Genomic DNA, 19,986 nt, shown 5'->3' on the forward strand with positions numbered 1-19,986 from the left:
TGAAAAACCATGTACTCCTTTTATGAAGTGTCTTTGTTCAAGATCAAGATGCAAAACCAACACATATGGGCGGTTGTCACTTTGGAAGGCGGCTACTCCGTGATTGTATGGATGATGGATACGGAGGAGGATGCCATCATCGAACAGGCGTTGCGCCTGGCCGAGGGCGCCGATCGTATGACGAGATATAGTGGCGATCAGACTATACATCTGTCTAAATCACTGACTGCACCATCGAGTTCCGAGATCAAGGAATATGCTGAGAATAATGAATTTACTTGGGGTCTAGATTTGCAGCGTGCTACCTTCAAGAGTAGATCGTGTATCCGTCTGACGAAGAGCCACGTGCCAGCAGCCGTATCGAATGGGTAACGAGCGAAGGAAAAAGGCGATGGGTTCCCGCTGAAAAGCGGGCGCTCGGCTGCCGTGGTTATGTAACCCCCCAAAAAACAGCTCTGTTCGAGGAGCTGCGCGACCAGATAGACGACCCATGATCTGACGCTGACGCGGGTCCGTATCTATGCGACGATGCCCATGATGACGGGTTGATAGCTGAGGTGGGCATCCCGGCGCCTACAAAGGGTGTGCAGAGGATACGGCCCGCAATGAGGCTATTGCCGCGATGCTGCGCGCCAAGCAAACATGGACGCAGATCATTGCAGCAACGGGATGCAGTCGATCGACGCTCAAGCGCATTGCCGACCAGCTGAAGGCTGAGAGCGTGATGGAAGGTCAGGCGACATGACGCATTTGACGGATACGAAGCAATGAAATTTCAGATTGGCGACGCCACAGATACGGCTTTATGCGTTGCCTTAAAGCATGAATTTCTACGATGTGACAACGCATTCAATGATTTTTCGCTCTATGCGCGGATGATGATTGCAAGCAATGGTGGGAACCGGCGTATTTCTTACAAGACCTATGATGCCTATGCGCGGTTCATTCATCATCTGTATGAGTTTTTGATGGGTGGCGCGGTCCGAGATTTTCAGAACACGGAACAAATCCGCGCAGAAATGGCTCATCGTATTGTCGCAGGGGAAACACAGCGTATCGTCACTAATAGGCGAAACGCAATACTTGATGGTACCGCGCCAGACTGGGAAAACGACATCAGCTATTATCCAGAAAAAATACCGCCGGAATTCGCCGAAGAATTTCGCAAGGCCCGAAACAAGACCTTCGGCCATGTAAGCATTGAACGATCAACGCTTGATCTGTCAGCTTTCTATGATCGATATCATAAATTTTTGTATCTGCTCTACTACGACATTCGAAGCTGGTGGGGGCGGTATGCGGACGAATTTCCGGATTTGAAAGAGATCACCGATTTTTCGGTCATGGTGAAAGACGACCCTCCTCCCGAAGGTGCATATGTACAGACGTAACAGGGCTGAAAGGAGAGGCACGGCGGCATCATGCCGATGCTAAACAGGCATCTCTCCGTCCAACCTGGAAGGACAGATCATGCCCGGCAAGCTCGTCGTTCTGAAGTGCACCCTGTTTGACCGGACAGGCAGCGGGGTGGGTTTAGGCAGTCCGGCTAGGGCGCCGTCAACCAGCTGGCGTAGGCGCGCACGTCAATCATGGGCACGGTGCCGCACTCCTGCAGACGGGCAATCAGCTCAAGCAGGAAAGCCGTTGCAGGCTTGCCCTGGGCGGTAACCGTTCCACAGCCCTGATCCGTGCATCCGAACAGGCCGTTGGCAGCAACGCACCCAAGATCGATGCGGCTATCATCGTCCGCGTCCGACAGCGCCTCGATGAGCGTATCGCCCAGAGGCGGGCTCCATCCGCTCTCAAAGGTCAGCAGGCCGCCAATGATCCGGTGCGGCGTCTTGGGCTCCGCTTTCCCCTGCAGCCACGGCACGGGCATGCTCGTCCTGTGCAGCCGGCGGACGCTTGCGATCTTGCCGTGCGCGTAGCCAACCTCTCGGGCGTTGATCTCCTGCTTGCATTCAAAAACCGCGTAGACGCTCTCAGCCGGTATGATCGTCTGGCCATGCAGCTCAAAGATGGGTGGCGTGTACTGGCGATCGTAAATGACGACATCAATCTGATCGCTGAACGCGTTGCGGCTGTCGGCAACATGCGCCTTCGCTGCCTGGTAGCGCTTCGGCAGGTAGGTGTTGAATAGATCAAGCCACACGCCCTCTGTCGCGTCCCCCTTCGTACCAGGATGGCCGAAGGCGCGGCGCGACGATGCCAGGCTCTGCTGCACGCGTTCATGCAGGCCGGAAAGCAGATGTTCGAGGGACCATTCGCTCATGTGACGATCTGGTTCCAATCCGAAGCGGCAAGGGCACGTCCTGCAGCCATCTTGATTTTCCTTTTCTCCTCTGCGGACAGTTCATCCGACAGGATGTTGTTCGTATTGGCCGGGTCAATCACACGGGCACTTTCAAATTTTGTGGTCAGATATCCGAAAACTTTCCAGACATTGTTGGCCAGCGTGGTGTATGGCGCCCCATATAACGCAGCAATCACTGTCATTTCGAGATAGAATGATGTGAAATCCAATTGCTTCTGGTTCCGCCATAGCTTCAAGACTCGCATTTCCTGCGTCCTATAGCTGGCTGAGACGTGCTGAATATGTTTATCGACGTTGGTCTTGGTCCAAGTGTCGGCACGGCGGCGGAACAAGCTGTGATCCTGGGAAATCCAGTCCTGCCGTCGTCCAGGCACCAAATCAACGTCGTAACTTACGCCTGCGATATTAGCTCTGATACCAATGGAAACATTCTGCCGCTTCGGGTTAAAGCCCGCGCGTTCCATATGGGCAAACAGTTTTTCGTAAATTTCCTTGAGTGTGTGCGGCGTACTCTGAGCTAACGACAGAAACAGGTCTATATCGGTGCCGCTCCTGTTTGCGGTGCCCTTGGCAAAGGATCCACTTGGCGCTATGCCCATCAGGTACTGGCCGCCCCACTCTTGCAAAATCGGGGTAAGTGCTCCCCGAAGTGATCGCACAGGCGAGTAAAGGCCAATGTCGACCGCCTCGCGAATAAGAATGTTCTGCAGGTAAGTATCTGCACTCATCCTAGATTATACTCGGCTGCGTCGATTCCTTTGCCTTCGGAACATACCGCTGCACGATGATCTCCCCTTCCCGTCTGCGGGCCTGGGCAATGTCGTAGGCGTTCTGCATGCGCATCAGCGTGTCCATCTTCACGCCGAAGGCCTTTTCGATCCGCAGGGCCATTTCCGGCGACAGCGACACGCGCTCGTTCAACAGCTGCGAGAGGGTCGGCCGCGTGACGCCGAGCGCTTCAGCGCCTTCGGTCACGGACAGCTCGTGCCCTTCGATGATCTCCGTGCGGATGAAGCTGCCCGGATGCGGCGGGTTCTTCAGCGTATAGCCTTGCTCGGTCATGTGATCTCCCTCCTTGGAGCATGAATGTCCGTCAGTGATAATCCTCGTAATCCAGGTCAAATATTTCGACCTGATCGCCGTTGATCATGAACGTGATGCGCCAGTTCTTTGTCACGTGCAGCGCCCACAGGCCTGCCCGGTCGCCGTGCTGGAACTGGTGCGGCTTCCATGTTGGCAGGGCGTGCAGCTCGTCCTCGCTGCCCATGGCTTGCAGGAAGAAGACGATCTTCTGGACTTTATCGACCACGGCAGCCGGCAGGCCGGCCGTGCTGCCCGTCTCGATCAGCCTCCTGAGGCCTTTGTGCCGAACGTTCCTGATCTTCATACAAAGCCAGTCTACCAGATGCGTTCGGTGTAAGGCAACACCTAACACATTCTCTTCGCCAAGCCTCTTCGGCTGCTGCCGCTGGCGCGGTCGACGCCGATCCTGGTCCGATTGCCGGCCCGTGGCTGCAGTGTGAAGCGGCTGGGGTGTCTGAGTAGGGTCAAAGCGCCATGGGCCTACGGGCGGGGATCTCTGGCCCGCCATGCTCCTGCCCGCTTCCGGTGCTGCACTGGGCCTTGGCACCGTAAGCGGAGGCGGATCATGCTGGCGCGGGTGATAGGTTAGTTCCGGGCACGGTACACGCCGGTCCTGCTGCCTCCGGCTGTATACATCCCCACAGTACCACCAAAACAGGGGCGATCCTCGGACGCCGCGGCGGACCATTACCCGCCGCTGCAGGACAAGGTCGGCCTCGGCCATCCCGACGCCGTCGCCGTTGCGGACGAATTCGAGTCCGGCGATGAAATCTGGGCGTTCTGCAGTCCGCTGGAGACCTGGCAGGCCAAAGGCGGCCGGAAGGGCGTCGCCCTGGTCCGGGACGGCCTGGTGGTCCGGTCTGTGGTGACGATGCTCAACTGACCGGTGTCGGCGCCTTACCCGCGCCACCAGGGCCGCCGACCTTGCATCGAACAGCTGCGGCGGGCGCTTTCAGATTCTGCCTCGTAGCGGCCCGTCGATTTTAAGGCCCGTGGGCGCGTTCCAGCTTCCAGACGGCCCAAACCACCTCCGGACCGTCAGACCCTATCAGGCGGTCCGGAATTGTCTGCCACGACGCGATCTTGCGCCACCCTGCCCTTCCGTTCCTTGTTCGATCCGCGCCGGAGGCGTGGAGCGACCGCCCCGTAGGGGCGGAACCCTGATGTTCCTCGTCCCGATACTTTAAGCGCACCGTCGCGCGCAGCGGCAGGCAAGGGCGGCGTAGCCGGGACCGGAGCCACGCGCAGCGAAGCGAGCATGGCGAGGACCCACCCCTTGCCAGAGCGAGCACGGCGGTAAGCTGGCGGTCGGGATGAAACAAAGTCAGCCGCAGGTTGTCCGCTTAGAGGTGCGTTAGCGCCTCCCGCCGCATAGCGGCACGATAGAGACAGCCGAAGGCTGACCGATTGGCCGCTGCAGGCGGCCCTCTTGCGTCAGAGGCAGCTACTGGATGGTCGAGACTACAGGCTCGGAGAACGCTGTTAGGCGCGATTAGGCGCGACCCACAGGGCGACGCCCGGATTCTTCTTTATTCAGGATTCTAAGATTCTAGATTCAGGCGCCGATCAAATTGGTAAATCAAAGGTTTATAACTTTAAATGTGAGGGATTGGGGGACTCCTGTGAGGGATTGGGGGGAAAGGGCCCGATTCTATGAGGATTCGGGGGCTTGAAATGAGGAATCGGGGGCGCAACTATGAGGTTTTGGGGGAGCCGTCCCCACCTTCTCCACACTGCCTGGTGCCCAACTATGAGGTTTCTCCCCCAAAACCTCATAGTTGCGCCCCCGATTCCTCATTTCAAGCCCCCGAATCCTCATAGAATCGGGCCCTTTCCCCCCAATCCCTCACAGGAGTCCCAAAACGAAGAAGCAGCTTCAGGATGCCGAGTCTGCAAAGCAAGCTCAGCTTGACGCAGATATTGCAGCAAACCTGAAAAGCTTCCGACAAGCTTGTTATGACGCTTACAGTGCCGCTCCTGTAGGAGCGTCATTCTCACATGCGCATAATCCACTGCTAGTGGAGGCGGGTTTCAAAGCAACCAAGCGGTTCGCTCACGACGATAATGGACGGCGAACAATCGTGATTTGCATGGTGTCAAACGTTAGCTACAGTTGGGGAGATAGAAGTCGATACGCACTTAAGTGCACTCAAAACGGAGCAGGTGTATCGACCCAATTCACACTCGTATCTAAAAACGACTGCACTATCTCAGAGTAATATGGCATTGATCAGTGCTCAACGATCTCATCGCCAGCCGGAGTGATCCGCCACGCTTCGATGCGTGCGCGGATCAAAACATGAGCCTCGACGTCGTTCCCCCAGATTTCCACTGATCTTGCTTCGTGATGACATAGAATGGCGATGATGACCTCGGCAGGGCCAGATCGGATCACCGCAACGTCTTGGCCGTCAACGAGCAGCGACAACCATGAGAAGCCCTCTGTGGGCACATTCCGACACGCGCAGTCGACGCATTGGCATGCTGCCTCCAGCCACCATGTCGGATCAACGACGTCGCTGATCTCAGTGAACTGATCAAACCTCTCGGCGAGAGCTGCACGATCGCTGAGAATGGCATTCCTGGGCACGTCGAGACCTCTGCTAGCGTGACGGTACCGTCGTCAGCACAGTCTAGCTCTGGCTTATCTGATCATCTGCCGCCGGTCGACGTCGATCTCTGCGCTCGACATCAGTGTCATCCTTCTTCAGGATGGCGTTACCCCAGTTGAGATTTCCTGTAGGGATCTCTCTGACCACTTCCTGCGAAATACCATCAGGGTTCTTTATCAATCCCTGCTCGGTAGCCACATGCTTGAACAGCTTGAGGATAGACTCGATACTTGTGACGCTAGCCTCTAGCTGCTTGACAACGTACGTTCGCTCGAAAGCACTTCCTTCTCCAAATATGATCGAGAAATCAGCTTTGATCGTAGTGCCGTAATCTAAAGGACAAAGTGCTTTCGGGATCATTATGATGCGTTGACCGTCGTGGGCAACGCTGGTTACGAACTTCTCAGAGTTCGTAACGGAGACAGGCCAGTCGATTTCGACGATTGCAACAGTTGGCACCAGGGCTTGATGCTTATCGAGGACGTCCAGATCGTGGATGGCTCGAAGCCCACGATTGCCGTCCTTATATGGTGCAATGTGTTCTATAGCTTCGATGAACTTCTTTCCAATACGATTGAGGCGTCGCGCTCTAATTTGTTCGTGAAGGCGATCTTTGTCTCGGGCAAACGGGAAATGAACGTAGCCGATATCCTGCGGGTTGCCCTTTGTCAGCCGAAAGATGTCTGAGACCATCAGATCCAGTGATGCTCGAAGGTTGTGGATGACATCTCCGATAGCTGCACCCCACTCCAGCGGGATCTTTTCACGCTGTCGATAGACGAAGGCAGAGCTTTCCCAGCCCACACCGGCACTCATCTCGTCGTCATGTTCGAAGACGATCCGTACAGCGCCACGTTCAAAGAACGAGGTCACTTGTCTGTCGAGATCATCAAGGTGATGCTTGGCTCGGTTGATCTTGATCTCGGCGGACTGGAATGGATCGAGCAACATCACTTCCCGTCATACCGACTTACATTGCGACAGCACAGTCATTGCGGTTCACCGGACCCAGAGATGAAGTCGGTGAACGTCTACTATGCTGCAAGGCCTGTGAGATCTGCCCCTGGCGCCAACCGCGTTGATGCGTCGAGGATCTCGACACCAACGATCCGACCTTCGGCGTCGACGTCGACGATGATACCGGGCCGCACTTCTTCACTCTCGACAACTGCCGCTGTCGACAACGGGATGTAGAGCGCATCCACCGCGGGATCGTACTGGTGCTTCATGCTGACGATCCTCCCTTCAAAGCGCGCGTTCTCTTGCGGTCCAAGAACACGGTGACGATGACTTCGTTACCATCCTTGGGATCGTATACCACACGCAGGACGCGGCAACCCGCTTCTGGGATTGCAGCGTAAGCCCGCAATCGTCCCGGATGATCGGGATCGGGCTCTAGGATCTCTGGTGCCGCGACCGTTCGTTCAGCCCATATGGGGTCTATGCCACGGCGGATCGCCCGCTCATGGGCGTGAACGCTCCAGATGATCGCCATACCCAGTCGAGCCTCTAGGCTACGTCACATGGATCGTTGACGAGCCGTGCGGATGTGCTCACCGGGGGGATGCGCATTACCGTCAGTCCGCGCAGCAAGCTGACATCCATGTCGGCAGCTTGGATCCATCCGCAGCTCATCCTTGCAGCTCCTTGGGTTAGCCGCATCAAAAACGTAAGTAGAAACTTGCGAACGTAAGCGACTGCATGTAGAGGCTTACGCATGTCAGCGATTGTTGGTTTTGTCTCACAAAAAGGCGGAGTTGGGAAATCGACCCTGGCTCGCGCTCTGGCCCGCGAGGCCGCAGCCGGCGGCTTGTCCGTCAAGATCGCTGACTTGGACCATGAGCAGGGCACCGCGACGAACTGGGCCCGCCGCCGGATGGCCGCCAACCTGGAGCCTTTGGTTCCCGTCGAACCCTTCCGAACCGCCGCCGATGCGTTCAAAGCCGCTGCATCCGTGGATCTATTGATCGTGGATGGGCCTGCGCGCGCGTCCGCAGGCACCCTGGAAATCGCCAGGGGTGCGGCCCTGGTCGTCCAGCCGTCCAGCACGTCTGTCGACGATCTGGAGCCAGCCGTGATCGTGTTCAACTCCCTCGCACGGGCTGGCATCCCTCGATCGAAGCTAACCTTGGCCCTAGTGCGGGTTGGGACGGAGGCTGAGGAAGCTTTCGCGCGATCGTATGTGGGGGAGGCTGGTTATGACGTGCTGGCTGGTGCGCTCCTAGAGCGTCCCGCCTATCGGCAGGCGCAGAACGACGGACAGGCGGTCACAGAAGTTCGGTTCAAAGGCCTCAGCGAACGCGCCGACGCACTGGTCCAGGCGATCATCGACCGCGCTGGTTTGTAAGTAAAAAATGACGTGAACTAACGAGCGTAAGATGGCGACATTCACAAAGCGACATACGGCGCCGAAACCGCCTTCACTTGAGGTCGCAATGGATCTCGCGGCCCGTGCCGAAAACGCAACCGATCCTCCATCCCCTTCTGTCGAGAAACCCGCACGGCGCCCCAAGGGCAGACCGCCAAACCCGGAACCCCGAGTGGTGTTCGGAACACGCCTCAAAGCAGCGACGATCGACGAGGTCGAAGCCCTGAAGGTGGGGCTGCGAATGCGGATGCAGGGTGAGGCAATCGAACGTGCGGTGGCTTTCTACCGAGCGCACGTCATCGCAAAGACCCGCGTGAGGCTTGAGCTGGGTCAAGAGACTGACGACAAAACGGTGCTGCTAGCAGCGCACCGGGCAGACTATGCAGCGGCCGACGGGCCACTGGATGACCTGCGGATCGAGGTACGACCAACCCGCACAGAGGCCGATCGTCGTGAATGACCCGCACGTCGTCGCTGTCCGCTACCAAGTTCTGAAGAGTGCCAGTGGCGATTTTTCGAAAGCGGTACTGCTTGAGTACGCGACGGATCGTTTCGATCTGAGGGCACACGACGACACTGTTGTATTCATGATGAGAAGCCACTGTGCGACTGAGGAGGATGCGCTCTCGATAGTGCAGCCGTATGTCGATGCATGGCACGTCTCAAGTGACCTATCGATCACGCCGAACGCGTTTCGCTTGAAGCTTACGAACGTTGAGATTATCGATCGAGCACCCTCGCGCGGCGCGTCGCTACGAGTCTCGGAGATGTCCGATAGATGCTCGATCGACGTTTGCACCGCGATGGCGCATCACTCCGAATTTCCCCCGCTACCGAACGGGATCGTCATATCGGACGATGTAAAAAGCATGCATTGGCAGTACGTCGGATACTGTGAAGGTCGACTATCGCTGACTTCAGTAGCATATTATCTTCTGACGGTTTTGACAGACAGAGATGGTGGTCTGAAATCGGCATCTAAATATTTTACGATCTCTCCAGACGTACTCAGAAAAGTCGGTGAGCTGTCGACCACGAGGGGGGGCGCTGAGGCTCGAAAAGCGGAGGGGCGAAAAGCGGACTTGATGCCGACGGAGCGCAGATGGCTGGAAGAAGCCGCCAAGATGATGGTCCGGCGTGCCGCTGAGGTAGCAGCCGATCCCAAGGGACCGCATTCGCAGATCACTCTTGCGGATCTCCCTCCCCTGACGATCTCCGAGGGTTAGCGGCTTGTTCAGCCTTGATGGCTTTCGCAACCTCCTCGAAGATCGTCCGCGCATCAGGGTTCTGACGCAGCTCGTGATCGGCCTTCTCAACATGACCGAGATCAATCGGACCGATGTGCGTAACGAGAGCACGACATACGTCGTGGATCTCATCTTGTAGCTGTTTGTCGAACCCGAGCACGAACGATCCGGCGACCGTCACGAGGGCGAGGGCTGTAGCTATCTCGTTGAGACAGACCACTGCGCCGATACCCTGCCAACCTAGACCGATACCCGGCACGCCTAGCAGGTTGTGAGACTGCGGCACGGTATCCGGAGATACATGCGCCGCACGACCGCTGAGAAGTCGATAGCGATGCTCATCGATCGGTGCATCAATGCCCCCTGCTATGAGGCGCATCCGAACGCTAACGGGGCTAAAGCTCCTGCGCCGTGCTCCTTCAGATGCGGTCATCCATTCCGCGAAAGAGGCAGGCTCTACCCGGAAGAGGAACAAGAGGTTCGCGATCTCTCCAAGGCTGCGGCAGAGTAGGAGCGCTTCGTCGTAGCTGCCGAAGCGCATGAGCCGCAGTGCCGCGAGCGTCTGGGCTGTTGCCCGTCCGCATAGGTACTCGATGCGGTGGTGGCCTCCCTGACACCCCCACCAGCAGGACGCCATCCTGTCGAGGTAACCGACAACCGTCCCCACCGCGGCGTAGCAGGCTGATGCCTGTAGCCCGAGTTGGACCCAGCGTTCGTCCGTAACCGCTGCTACGCGATCCTGATTGTCGAAGATCCTGTCGAGCAGATCCTTGCCGGTGAGCAGCGGCCGATGAGGCTTTGTATCGTCGGTCATCGACCGTTCGCCGAAGGTGACGGTAAACAAACGCTTGCGCGTTTCGACGCTTGGCCGCACGCTGTATCGGTCGCCGGGGACTCACCCGGGAAGGATCAAGATGCCGTAGCAGCCTAAGACGCCAAAGGCCCCGTCCCTGGCAGGACGAGGCCCTTGAAAATCTAGTCGGCCTACGCCGCCCGAACAGCGAGTAGGTTACCAGACGCCCCTTGGGCGTCAACGGGGATCTGCGTTTTTCGTACGACGAAAACGCTTCCCCGCGATGATGCGTGTGGATCTGCGACGGCCCGAGAGGGCCAAAAATGATCGACGTCGAAATCACGCGGGCGCAGATCGCCCGAGCACCGCGGAGCGAGATCTCCGGCATTCTGAGCTGCGTTTATGGGGCCCTCGCGGCTGGCGAGATCACCGAGGACGAGGCGGCAGTTCTCGAAGCTGCCGGGAACCTCCGGCGCTCCCTTCCACCTGCCCCCCTCCCGCTCGAAAAGTTGTCGGATCGCGCCCGCGAACGTCGGCAAGCATCGCGCGCCGACGGCGCTGGGCCGCATCCAGTCGACTTCCACCAGCTCTCGCCGAACAGTTCACCCCGTCCGAGACCGGTGTTCTCGCACTGATCGCGGCCGAGGTTGCCCGTCATGGGGATTGTCGTCTCGCAGTCGAGCACATGGCTGCTGTGGTCGGTACGTGCGCAACCGTCGTCCGCAGCGCGATCCGTGAGGCCCGCCGACTTGGGCTGCTCAGTGTCGAGGAGCGGCGCCGCGCTGGTCGGAGGAACGACACAAACATTTTGCAGATCGTTTCGGCCCTGTGGGCCGGTTGGCTTCGGTTAGGACGTCGAGGTTCAGGGGGGGTGCCTTCGGATTTGCGAAAGCCACGCACATACAAGATCTTAAATCCGATCAACCTGTGAAAATCGAGGCTAGCGAACCCGTTAGAAGGCTGCCGAGGGGCAGTGATCGACGTCAAACACACAGCCCAGGTCAGAATCGAGGCGGGTGGTAGGTCAGGTAGGTCAGAAAACCGCCCGTACCCTGTCGACGGAGCGCCGGCCCAGCAGATCGGCGATCATCATGTCGTCGACGATCATCGCGTCGATCGCACGTACCTCGGCCGCAACCTCGGCCGGGAGCATTGTCGCGACTTGGGCGAGACGCATCCTGATCCTGGTGATCGTCCGCTCGCGAACCCGTGCGCTGACCGTGCGGTGTCGCTCGTGGCTGCGCATGTAGCTGCTCTCACGTCCGCACCAATCTCTCGAAAACGCCTCACGACTCGCCGTCAAACTGAGATTAGAGAGCCTAACGTAAACACGCATGAGCTGATGTCCGTACATACTGCCTCTTCAATAGTGCAACCGGATTTAGATCCGGACTAAATAGCCTCGTCTGCCAGGACAAGGTACACCATCACATGGACGAGAACATCATTCGAGCGAGCGTATACCACTACGCCCGACAGTATTTAACGGGTCCGCACCCTCAGCTTGAGCCCCGAAACATCGAAGGTGCATGCGTATCGGTCGCACGAGTACATGTACCGGGTTGGCCGGTAGACGTCAGGGCCTACCGGTTGCTCGTCGAGCAGCTAGACGCCGGCTGGTCCGCAGCGATCCATGTTGGGCTACGTTCCGACCAGCCGTGGCGCGCACAAGTCGATCAAACCTGGGACGATACCGGCAATCACGGCGGCCCTGCTGGCGCCCATGAAGCCTTGGTCGACTGGCTGCGTTCGCTGTGACCCCTGTCGATCATCAGGCTGCCGAGGCCATTCTCGACGCTCTCGCGGAACGTGATCAGCGACGGCGTCAAGCGCATCCTCGGTCAGCGGGCAATCATGCTCTGCGGGCTGGTCACGCGGCGCTCCAGATCGCTGACGTCGGTGCCATTGGGCGCATCGCCTACGCCGTAACCCTCGTATACAATCCGTCCCGTTCCGCCCAAGCCGCTGGCCCGTGCAGGCAGATCTCGGCAGATGGGACGATCCAAACGATCCCCGCGGCAAACCGGGTACGGGACGGCTCGATACGGCCGGAGCGTGTCCAAAAGGATCTCGACGGACTGCATCTCGACGTCGATCGCCAGTTGTTCGGATCGCACTTCAACCGGTTCCCGGAAGAACGTCGAACGTCCTTCCGCGGCGTCATCGAGAATGTCTCGACGAACATCCATGTACACATCACGTGGTCCGTACCGGTAGAACGTGCAGACGAATTTCCCCGTGCCATATCGAAGGCGTGGCACAGGTACGCCCCTGGTGGGTCGGTACAGGCCGATCCGATCCGCGATGACGGACAAGCGTGGGGTTGGTACACCACCAAGTGTAGCTTGGCTGATCTCAATGATCCCGATCTTTTCGTGGCATCACGATCGATCGCAGCGAAATAACCGTAGACAACAAGGTCGGGGCTGTCGGCACGGGTGACAATCAACACCTGATATAGGCCGATGAAACACACCAGCACGACCTTGCTGCGGCGTTAGAATGCTCAGGCTGCCTGCATCACGCAGGCCGCAGAGTTGTTGTACTGCCTAGTTACTTAGAGCACAGCGACCCACGGCGGAGCATCGGAAGATGACGACTTTGTCGTCATCTGAGGAAGCGAACGACGTGCGGATGACCGAGCGGAGTGAGGTCGGCCGCCAGATAGCTCTAGACATATTGTGGAAGAGGAACATGAAAATCAGAGACATACTACGCGATGAGGCTGTCAAACCGATTAAGCCAAAGCCACCTAAGGCGTCGAAAGCGCTCTCGTCGACGAAGTCAACACGTCACCAAGACGGTAACGACAGTCGATGGCAAACTGAGGAGAGCTACGATCCGCAAGACGACACCGACAACGATCTGTCGAGCACAGAGCGTGACGACGACGGTTTGATCGTCGTCGTCGAACCGATCCCTCAACGACGTCGTCGAAAACCAGCTCAGCGTTCTCGGAACTGCGTCGATCCAACGAGATAACCGACGATCGCAGCTATGAGCACGCTGACGATCATCGTCGTGTATGCGACGACGTAGCCGATCAGCTCGACGCCAGTCACGGCCGCACTCAAACCGCCGATGAGGATGGCAGGGATCAAGCTCCTGGCGATCGCGATCACCCCGCCAATCAGCCCAGCCAAATCGCCGACGATGGGTATGCGTCGGCGCACGAGGTAGGACGTACAATACGGGCAGCGGGTCGAAAGACTGTCGATCGAGCTGCGACAGGCGGGGCAGATAGATCGCATAACGGCTATGCCGATCGCTTGGCGATCTTCGCGACAGTGGCGCGCGAACAGCCAGTGGCGCTCTGGATCTGCGACCAACTCATGCCGTGAATGAGCATGTCGGCGATGCCGGCATTGCGCTTAGCGTCCTCAGGGCGGCCCCTGTAACGTCCTTCAGCCCGAGCCTTGGCTTGCCCCTGCTCCTGCCGGCGACGACGATCCTCGTAGTCCTTACGTGCCACGGCGGCGAGGACGTCGAGCATCATGCCGTTGAGCGCTTCCAGCATCCGCGAGGTGAACTCGTCCGTGCCAGCGGTCGCCATCATCCAGGACGTCGGGAGATCGAGCGCAACTACACGAACACGTCGAGCGGCAATCTCCAGCTTGAGCTTCGTCCAGTCGTCGGTCTTGAGGCGAGCTAGGCGATCCACCTGCTCACAAAGAAGTACGTCACCTGGGCGGGCATCGCGTAGGAGCCGAAACAGCTCAGGCCTATCGAGCTTGGATCCAGACTCGTTCTCGACATACCAGCTCGCGACGCTCAAGCCGCGATCGGCAGCGAACGCTTCAAGTTGACCGCGGGCACGCTCGGCGTCCTGCTGATTGGTCGATGCCCTGAGATACGCCCTGATGAACATCGTGACCGCCATGGTCTGTTTTGGATGGTTCACATAATAGCGGTCTGTTTTGGATGGTCAAGTATCTCGTTTTGAAAGCGTCATAGGCCAGTGCCGGAAAGGCATACCCAAACCGAACCAGACCAATCGGTTGCTTCGGGCGGTTTGCGGTCCCGCCCGCCTAAGCCATCATCGGCGCCATCAGGGAGGAATGACCATGAAGGCGATCCAGGACCACTACCCGCCGAGCTTCGCCCACTGTTACGGCTGCGGGCCCGCCAATCCGCATGGCCATCACCTGAAGAGCTACCTGCTGGACGAACGGACCGAAGCCCGCTTCACTCCGGACGCGATCTACAGCGGCGGGGTCCCGGACAACGTCTACGGCGGGATGATCGCCTCGCTGCTCGACTGCCACGGGACCGCTTCGGCGGCGGCGTTCGCGTATCGCGACCGGGGGCGTGTGATGGGTGACGATGGGCCGCCCCTCCGGTTCGTGACGGCCTCTCTTCAAGTCGATTTTCGCAAGCCGACGCCGCTCGGCGAGGAACTGCTCATTACGGGCACGCTCAGGTCGCTGGATGGCCGGAAGGCGCAAGTGTCCCTCTCGCTCTCGGCGGGCGGCGTCGAGTGCGCCCACGGCGAGATGCTGGCGATTGAACTCAGGGCTTAAGGTCTGCAACGGGTCGGACGCCGGTCTGGGAAGGGCGCACCTATAGCGAACCGGCGCCGATCGCTTCGATAGGCATACGGAAACAGATCTGCATTCGGCGCATGCGTTGGCACAAACGAAAAAGGCCAGCCCGAAGGCTGGCCCTGACGGCTCGCTCAGATCCGAGGCTTACTCGGCGGCGGTCATTTCGGACGTGTAGTGCCCGCACCAGTCGTTCTCCGACACCACCGGCCACAGGCCCTTAGCCTCCGGAGTCGGCTGGCTCACGGGCGGGTTGAAGCGGCACAGGCCGGCGTCGTTCTGCGCCTGCGCGCCGTTGCCCTTGTGCTCGTCGAAGAAGCGGCAGGTGTCACACTTCGCGTTGGCCATGTTTGGCTCCTGTAGCTAGGGGGCGGTTGAGTGCCGCCTTCAGTTGCGAGTTAGAACAAATCCAATCTGCCAGTCAACGGTTGGGATGTGGACGGGTTCCGCACGTTGGCCGATCGCTCGCCCGCAAGCCGCCTCCTCAAGGAACGAGCATACTGAATTGGGCCAGCGCACAGCGCATATCTATCCGACCACGGCAGTTACGTTGTCCCACACCATGTTCAGATTGACTTCACTCAGATCTTGCTTGTCATAACTCAAAAGCTTAGCCATTCAAGCATAAGAGTGCGTGCTTTTGATGTGAAGGAAAGAGGACATGCGTCCGACGGTGATGTTCCTTTTGTTGCCGCTTGCCGTCGTAGCAGGCATAGGTCAATCTGAAATAAAAAGACGGTTCTTTTCATCAGACAACATCAATGAACAATCACATGTTATATCTTATTCCGATGTCTATCCCGCTGTCGATCCAAATGCATCTACTTTGTATGCGCAAATTACAAACGAGAATATCAATGCAACTTGTGTTGAAGCAAAATTTGAGGATTTCTGTGAGGGAAAGAACGTCATTTTTCACAAGAAATTTTCAGTCAACAATGATGGGTCGTCGTCTTATCTCACAAACGATGCCGTTGGCACAGACGATCCGTACCTGAATTTCCATTTTCAGAAACCGATCAACGCTTTGTACGACGGCGCCGAGATCGAGATATACGGCAAGATCAAAAAGGTCTCAGGTAGGTTCTTCACCGTTTCGGATAGCCGTATTGTGCGGCTGATCAAAACGAAGAAGCAGCTTCAGGATGCCGAGTCTGCAAAGCAAGCTCAGCTTGACGCAGATATTGCAGCAAACCTGAAAAGCTTCCGACAAGCTTGTTATGACGCTTACAGTGCCGCTCCTGTAGGAGCCGCTCGACTTGCATGTGTTAAGCCTGCCGCCAGCGTTCGCTCTGAGCCAGGATCAAACTCTCACGTTGAAGAGAAAGATCCGGCCGATCACGTCATAGTCTCAGACGGAGCCTCACATCGACCAAGTACCCCAACGCTTCACAGCGCCAAAATACCCGTCGGTGAGCTCAAAAGAGAAACGACAGATCAGCACAAGTCTACTCACGCCAGGTCCTAAGACCCAGCCGCAAGGACAAACGCCGCCCGCGTCTCCCTTCCTCATTCACAACTTGTCAAAGATCAGTAATCACTTTCGTAATTACCTTTCGAGGAGAAGTCAAGCACCTTGGCTTTCGCCAGATCTACTTTTCTCAACCTCGGTAAGTCCGTCCAACCCGGTCCGTTTTTCTTCCGGACTGCGTCGGGAGGCGCCGTATAGGCCGCCCCGGACTTGCCTGTCAACCGCCTTTTTCCCGGCGAAGGAACCGAACCGGCCGGGCCGGTCTCCGGTGCCTCCGCCGAAACAGCGCAGTGCGAAAGGGCCCGGAAGCCCTTCGGTGCGGCGCTTGACGATGGACGCTCCTTCAGTCGCCGGATCCGGGTCGAGCCTTGGCTCGCACCCGACAGCGTCCCGACCCCGAGGGATCCACGCCGGCCGGTGATGCTGCTGGAAGTTCCGGCGGATGGCGTACCATCGCGACCGGTAAGGCGGATTTAGTGGTGCCGGCCGCGAGACGCAAGAGGCCGCACGCAGGACCGCCAAGCCCGTGGCGCACGCCTCCGGCCTCGCGCGCCGACGCGGCTCCCCGCATGAGGGCAAGGCGATCCGGTGCCGATCTGCGCGGCGCGCGAGGCTGCTGCATCGGCTTCGGCCTTCCGGTCTGGCGCGACGGCGCGGATGATCCGGCACATTCCGGCTCACCATGCGCGAGGACATTCCGGATACTCCGATCAATACCGGAGCTTTAGCTTCCTAACCTAGGTCAACGTCGCGATTTTCCGAAACTAAACCGGAAGTTAGGACATCTCGGCCTAGATCAGCCGGGTTTTCCTGCCGCCGGTTCCCGCGCGGCAGCCCTCGCCGAGGCCCGGTGCATGCGCACAGATCTCCAGCCCGTCCTCGCGGTGAGCCGCGCGGCGACGCGTCCGATCCGGCCGGACCTTGATCCGGCCCCGGAGCCGGCGCGCCGCGACGGTCTCGTCCCCTATCTGGACGCGGTCCGGCAAGGCCTGCTGATGATCGATGGCGCGGGCGCGGTGGTCGCGGCCAGCGCCCCGGCGCGTGATCTCCTGGGTCGTCTGAACGTGTCGCTGCCAGCCGACGCGTCGGCGATGCGGCTGCTCGGCGCCCTGCGGGGCGGAGCCGCGCAGGGCCGGCGCGCGGCGATGCGCGCCGTCCGCCTCGCGCTCGAACGGCGCCAGCCCACCGTGTTCGAGCTGCGGCGGGCGGATCACACGGTCCAGGCGGAGCTCCACCCCGTCGCGGGCGGCGGCTGGGTCGTGACGCTGGAGGATGTCAGCACCCGCAAGGCCACCGAGGCCCGCGCCGACGAGATGGCGCGCCTCGATCCCCACACGGGCCTGCCGAACCGCCTGCTCCTGCGCGAGCGTCTCGCCGAGTCCCTGGCGCGGCTGGCCCGCACCGGCGAGGCCTGCGCCCTGCTGCTGATCGATCTCGACCGGTTCAAGCCGGTCAACGACACGCTCGGCCATCCGGTCGGCGACGCCCTGCTGGAGAAGGTCGCCGACCGCCTGCGCTCCACGGTGCGGCCGACCGACACGGTGGCGCGGATCGGCGGGGACGAGTTCGTCATCCTCCAGGCGGGCATCCGCGATGCGGCGGGCACGCAGGCGCTGGCCCGCCGCGTCGTCGACCTGATCGGCCGGACCTACATGGTCGAGGGGCATCTCCTGACGATCGGCGCCAGCGTCGGCGTGGCGCTCGCCCCGGAGGACGGCACCGACGCCGACCGGCTCCTGAAGAACGCCGACCTCGCCCTCTACCGGGCCAAGCTCGACGGGCGTGGCACCTACCGGTTCTTCGAGCCGGAGATGGACGCGCGCATGCAGGCGCGCCGGAAGCTCGAACTCGACATGCGCCAGGCCCTGGCCCGCCGCGAGTTCCAGCTGCACTACCAGCCGCAGCTGCAACTGGAGAGCGAGCGGCTGATCGGCTGCGAGGCGCTGATCCGCTGGCGGCACCCGGACCGGGGCCTCGTGTCGCCCCTCGACTTCATCCCGCTGGCCGAGGAGATCGGCCTGATCGTCCCGATCGGCGAATGGGTGATCCGGCAGGCCTGCCGCGATGCCATGACCTGGCCGGCCCACATGTCGGTGGCGGTGAACGTCTCGCCCGCGCAGTTCAAGAGCGACCGGCTCGTGGAGACGATCATCTCGGCGCTCGCCACCTCCGGCCTGCCGGCCCGGCGGCTGGAGGTGGAGATCACCGAGGGCGTGCTGCTGCAGGAAAACACCAGGACGCTCCAGACCTTGCACCGGCTGCGGGAACTCGGCGTGCGCGTCTCCATGGACGATTTCGGCACGGGCTACTCGTCGCTGAGCTACCTGCGCTCGTTCCCCTTCGACAAGATCAAGATCGACCGCTCCTTCGTGAAGGACTTGGCCAGCAAGCCGGACGGCGAGGCGATCATCCGCGCCATCGCGGGCCTGGGGAAGAGCCTTGGCATGACCACGGTTGCCGAGGGCGTCGAGACCGCCGAGCAGATGCAGCGGATCCGCCTGGAGGGCTGCACCGACGTCCAGGGCTACCTCATCAGCAAGCCGCTGCCCACCGAGGACCTCCCCCGCGTCTTCGCCGCCTACCCGCAGGCCTGATCCTCCCCCTCTCACGCGGACGCACAGCCATGAGCGACCTCTACCGCCTCGTCTACGCCAGCAAGAATCTGCTCCAGGGCTCGGAAGCGGAGATGTCGGCGGCCGTCCGGCAGATCCTGGACGCCTCGCAGCGGAACAACCGGGCGGTCGGCGTGACCGGTGCCCTGATGTTCAACACCGGCGCCTTCGCGCAGGTGCTGGAGGGTCCGCGCCGCGGGGTCGAGGCGACCTTCGAGCGGATCCAGCGCGACCCGCGCCACGGCGACGTGACGGTCCTGCAGTGCGGGCCGACCGAGAGCCGCAGCTTCGCGACCTGGTCGATGGCGTTCGTGGGCCAGTCCGCCCGGGGGCAGGCGCGGTTCAGCAGCCTCGCCGCCGAGAGCGGGTTCGACCTCTCGCGCCTCGACGGCGACCAAGTCTTCGCCATGCTGCACGGGCTGGTGATGGAGGAGGAGGGTCTTCCGGCCGCGGAAGCGGCCGCGCCGGCCAAGCCGGCCCGGGACGCGTCTGGCCTCGACGTGGTGCAGGTGCGCGCCGCGATCGCGCAGCTCCGGCCGGAGGCCGCGCCGCCGGCCGGCGCGCCGGCCAAGCCGGTCGCGGGCCGTGAGCCGGCGGCCACCGGCCGGTCTGTGGCACCGCAGGACGCCGCCGAGGCCGCCCTGTGCGTGCTGAAGGCGGCGCTGGCGAGCGAGCGGCAGCGCACCAGCGCGTTGCGCGCGGAGATCGACAACCTGCAGGTGGCGCTGGCGGCGGCGGAGGGCCGGCTCGACGGATTAGGGGCGGAACGCGACCTCTGGGCCGGCCGAGCCCGGCTGCTCGCGGAGGCCATGGTGCGGGAAGCGGAGGCGGTGCGGCCTGCCGGGGCCCGGGAGGACGACTCGCCCGGTGCGGCGGCCGGCATACTCGCGGCCTGACCGGCACGGGGCCCGTCGTCGTCGCCGCGACCGCAGCTTTCGTTCTCTT

25 protein-coding genes are annotated in these 19,986 nt (G+C 60.3%); 11 read left to right on the top strand and 14 right to left on the bottom strand.

Features of this window, described 5'->3' with window-relative positions; all coding sequences use genetic code 11:
- Positions 1 to 33: 33 nt before the first annotated feature.
- The 3 genes from MMSR116_RS18075 to MMSR116_RS18085 all read left to right on the top strand — a co-directional run bounded on the left by MMSR116_RS18075 (position 34) and on the right by MMSR116_RS18085 (position 1,391).
- Entirely contained in the window at positions 34 to 372 is a 339-nt protein-coding gene (locus MMSR116_RS18075) for a hypothetical protein (RefSeq protein ID WP_158168992.1), read from the top strand.
- A 250-nt stretch (positions 373 to 622) separates the two neighbouring features.
- Positions 623 to 745 (top strand): hypothetical protein, encoded by a 123-nt coding sequence (locus MMSR116_RS18080; RefSeq protein ID WP_244625486.1) that lies wholly within the window; start codon positions 623 to 625, stop codon positions 743 to 745.
- Between the two features lie 22 nt (positions 746 to 767).
- Complete coding sequence (locus tag MMSR116_RS18085; RefSeq protein WP_158168994.1) at positions 768 to 1,391, top strand: hypothetical protein; 624 nt, start codon at positions 768 to 770, stop codon at positions 1,389 to 1,391.
- 155 nt (positions 1,392 to 1,546) lie between these two features.
- Here the strand turns inward: MMSR116_RS18085 and MMSR116_RS18090 are convergent, their stop codons facing one another.
- The 8 genes from MMSR116_RS18090 to MMSR116_RS18125 form a co-directional block, all read right to left on the bottom strand.
- Positions 1,547 to 2,272: a DUF6602 domain-containing protein gene (locus MMSR116_RS18090; RefSeq protein ID WP_158168996.1), complete on the bottom strand. Its 726-nt coding sequence runs from the start codon at positions 2,270 to 2,272 to the stop codon at positions 1,547 to 1,549.
- The gene (locus MMSR116_RS18095) at positions 2,269 to 3,042 is read right to left on the bottom strand and encodes a nucleotidyltransferase (RefSeq protein ID WP_158168998.1); all 774 of its coding nucleotides are present in this window, start codon (positions 3,040 to 3,042) and stop codon (positions 2,269 to 2,271) included. Before MMSR116_RS18095 ends, MMSR116_RS18090 begins: the two co-directional genes overlap by 4 nt.
- Position 3,043: 1 nt before the next feature.
- Entirely contained in the window at positions 3,044 to 3,376 is a 333-nt protein-coding gene (locus MMSR116_RS18100) for a HigA family addiction module antitoxin (RefSeq protein ID WP_158169000.1), read from the bottom strand.
- Positions 3,377 to 3,407: 31 nt separating this feature from the next.
- Positions 3,408 to 3,701, bottom strand: coding sequence for a type II toxin-antitoxin system RelE/ParE family toxin (locus MMSR116_RS18105; protein ID WP_158169002.1), 294 nt, complete (start codon positions 3,699 to 3,701; stop codon positions 3,408 to 3,410).
- A 1,926-nt stretch (positions 3,702 to 5,627) separates the two neighbouring features.
- Positions 5,628 to 5,987 (bottom strand): hypothetical protein, encoded by a 360-nt coding sequence (locus tag MMSR116_RS18110; RefSeq protein WP_158169004.1) that lies wholly within the window; start codon positions 5,985 to 5,987, stop codon positions 5,628 to 5,630.
- 43 nt (positions 5,988 to 6,030) lie between these two features.
- Positions 6,031 to 6,960, bottom strand: coding sequence for a hypothetical protein (locus MMSR116_RS18115; RefSeq protein ID WP_158169006.1), 930 nt, complete (start codon positions 6,958 to 6,960; stop codon positions 6,031 to 6,033).
- Positions 6,961 to 7,043: 83 nt separating this feature from the next.
- Positions 7,044 to 7,238 (bottom strand): DUF2283 domain-containing protein, encoded by a 195-nt coding sequence (locus tag MMSR116_RS18120; protein ID WP_158169008.1) that lies wholly within the window; start codon positions 7,236 to 7,238, stop codon positions 7,044 to 7,046.
- Entirely contained in the window at positions 7,235 to 7,504 is a 270-nt protein-coding gene (locus MMSR116_RS18125) for a DUF4258 domain-containing protein (RefSeq protein WP_158169010.1), read from the bottom strand. The genes MMSR116_RS18120 and MMSR116_RS18125 overlap by 4 nt, the downstream gene beginning before the upstream one ends.
- A 222-nt stretch (positions 7,505 to 7,726) precedes the next feature.
- On the opposite strand from MMSR116_RS18125, the gene MMSR116_RS18130 reads away from it, so the two are divergent.
- Positions 7,727 to 8,356, top strand: coding sequence for a ParA family protein (locus tag MMSR116_RS18130; RefSeq protein WP_158169012.1), 630 nt, complete (start codon positions 7,727 to 7,729; stop codon positions 8,354 to 8,356).
- Positions 8,357 to 8,387: 31 nt separating this feature from the next.
- Positions 8,388 to 8,837 carry a hypothetical protein gene (locus MMSR116_RS18135; RefSeq protein WP_158169014.1) on the top strand — a complete coding sequence of 150 codons (450 nt, stop codon included), beginning with the start codon at positions 8,388 to 8,390 and terminating at the stop codon, positions 8,835 to 8,837.
- Between the two features lie 722 nt (positions 8,838 to 9,559).
- Here MMSR116_RS18135 and MMSR116_RS18140 read toward each other — a convergent pair.
- Positions 9,560 to 10,498 carry a hypothetical protein gene (locus tag MMSR116_RS18140; RefSeq protein WP_158169016.1) on the bottom strand — a complete coding sequence of 313 codons (939 nt, stop codon included), beginning with the start codon at positions 10,496 to 10,498 and terminating at the stop codon, positions 9,560 to 9,562.
- A gap of 242 nt (positions 10,499 to 10,740) precedes the next feature.
- Between MMSR116_RS18140 and MMSR116_RS18145 the strand changes: the two genes are divergently transcribed.
- Positions 10,741 to 11,052 carry a hypothetical protein gene (locus MMSR116_RS18145; RefSeq protein ID WP_158169018.1) on the top strand — a complete coding sequence of 104 codons (312 nt, stop codon included), beginning with the start codon at positions 10,741 to 10,743 and terminating at the stop codon, positions 11,050 to 11,052.
- Positions 11,053 to 11,450: 398 nt separating this feature from the next.
- Here the strand turns inward: MMSR116_RS18145 and MMSR116_RS18150 are convergent, their stop codons facing one another.
- Positions 11,451 to 11,663 carry a hypothetical protein gene (locus tag MMSR116_RS18150; protein ID WP_158169020.1) on the bottom strand — a complete coding sequence of 71 codons (213 nt, stop codon included), beginning with the start codon at positions 11,661 to 11,663 and terminating at the stop codon, positions 11,451 to 11,453.
- A 185-nt stretch (positions 11,664 to 11,848) separates the two neighbouring features.
- Between MMSR116_RS18150 and MMSR116_RS18155 the strand changes: the two genes are divergently transcribed.
- Positions 11,849 to 12,175, top strand: a complete 327-nt coding sequence (locus MMSR116_RS18155; RefSeq protein ID WP_158169022.1) for a hypothetical protein — start codon at positions 11,849 to 11,851, stop codon at positions 12,173 to 12,175.
- Between the two features lie 83 nt (positions 12,176 to 12,258).
- Here MMSR116_RS18155 and MMSR116_RS18160 read toward each other — a convergent pair whose 3' ends face one another.
- The 3 genes from MMSR116_RS18160 to MMSR116_RS18170 all read right to left on the bottom strand — a co-directional run bounded on the left by MMSR116_RS18160 (position 12,259) and on the right by MMSR116_RS18170 (position 14,285).
- Positions 12,259 to 12,606, bottom strand: coding sequence for a hypothetical protein (locus tag MMSR116_RS18160; RefSeq protein ID WP_158169023.1), 348 nt, complete (start codon positions 12,604 to 12,606; stop codon positions 12,259 to 12,261).
- Between the two features lie 756 nt (positions 12,607 to 13,362).
- The gene (locus tag MMSR116_RS18165) at positions 13,363 to 13,539 is read right to left on the bottom strand and encodes a hypothetical protein (protein ID WP_158169025.1); all 177 of its coding nucleotides are present in this window, start codon (positions 13,537 to 13,539) and stop codon (positions 13,363 to 13,365) included.
- A 134-nt stretch (positions 13,540 to 13,673) separates the two neighbouring features.
- Positions 13,674 to 14,285, bottom strand: a complete 612-nt coding sequence (locus MMSR116_RS18170; RefSeq protein ID WP_158169419.1) for a recombinase family protein — start codon at positions 14,283 to 14,285, stop codon at positions 13,674 to 13,676.
- A gap of 196 nt (positions 14,286 to 14,481) precedes the next feature.
- Between MMSR116_RS18170 and MMSR116_RS18175 the strand changes: the two genes are divergently transcribed.
- Complete coding sequence (locus MMSR116_RS18175; protein WP_202882055.1) at positions 14,482 to 14,937, top strand: PaaI family thioesterase; 456 nt, start codon at positions 14,482 to 14,484, stop codon at positions 14,935 to 14,937.
- 168 nt (positions 14,938 to 15,105) lie between these two features.
- Here MMSR116_RS18175 and MMSR116_RS18180 read toward each other — a convergent pair whose 3' ends face one another.
- Positions 15,106 to 15,306, bottom strand: coding sequence for a hypothetical protein (locus tag MMSR116_RS18180; RefSeq protein ID WP_158169029.1), 201 nt, complete (start codon positions 15,304 to 15,306; stop codon positions 15,106 to 15,108).
- 313 nt (positions 15,307 to 15,619) lie between these two features.
- Between MMSR116_RS18180 and MMSR116_RS31395 the strand changes: the two genes are divergently transcribed.
- From MMSR116_RS31395 to MMSR116_RS18190, 3 genes are all read left to right on the top strand, one after another.
- Positions 15,620 to 16,426: a hypothetical protein gene (locus tag MMSR116_RS31395; RefSeq protein ID WP_191991822.1), complete on the top strand. Its 807-nt coding sequence runs from the start codon at positions 15,620 to 15,622 to the stop codon at positions 16,424 to 16,426.
- 857 nt (positions 16,427 to 17,283) lie between these two features.
- Complete coding sequence (locus tag MMSR116_RS18185) at positions 17,284 to 19,023, top strand: putative bifunctional diguanylate cyclase/phosphodiesterase (RefSeq protein ID WP_010687536.1); 1,740 nt, start codon at positions 17,284 to 17,286, stop codon at positions 19,021 to 19,023.
- Between the two features lie 29 nt (positions 19,024 to 19,052).
- Entirely contained in the window at positions 19,053 to 19,937 is an 885-nt protein-coding gene (locus tag MMSR116_RS18190) for a BLUF domain-containing protein (protein ID WP_010687537.1), read from the top strand.
- The last annotated feature ends 49 nt before the right edge of the window (positions 19,938 to 19,986 follow it).

Origin of the sequence: Methylobacterium mesophilicum SR1.6/6, from assembly GCF_000364445.2 — a bacterium.
GTDB classification, from domain to species: domain Bacteria; phylum Pseudomonadota; class Alphaproteobacteria; order Rhizobiales; family Beijerinckiaceae; genus Methylobacterium; species Methylobacterium mesophilicum_A.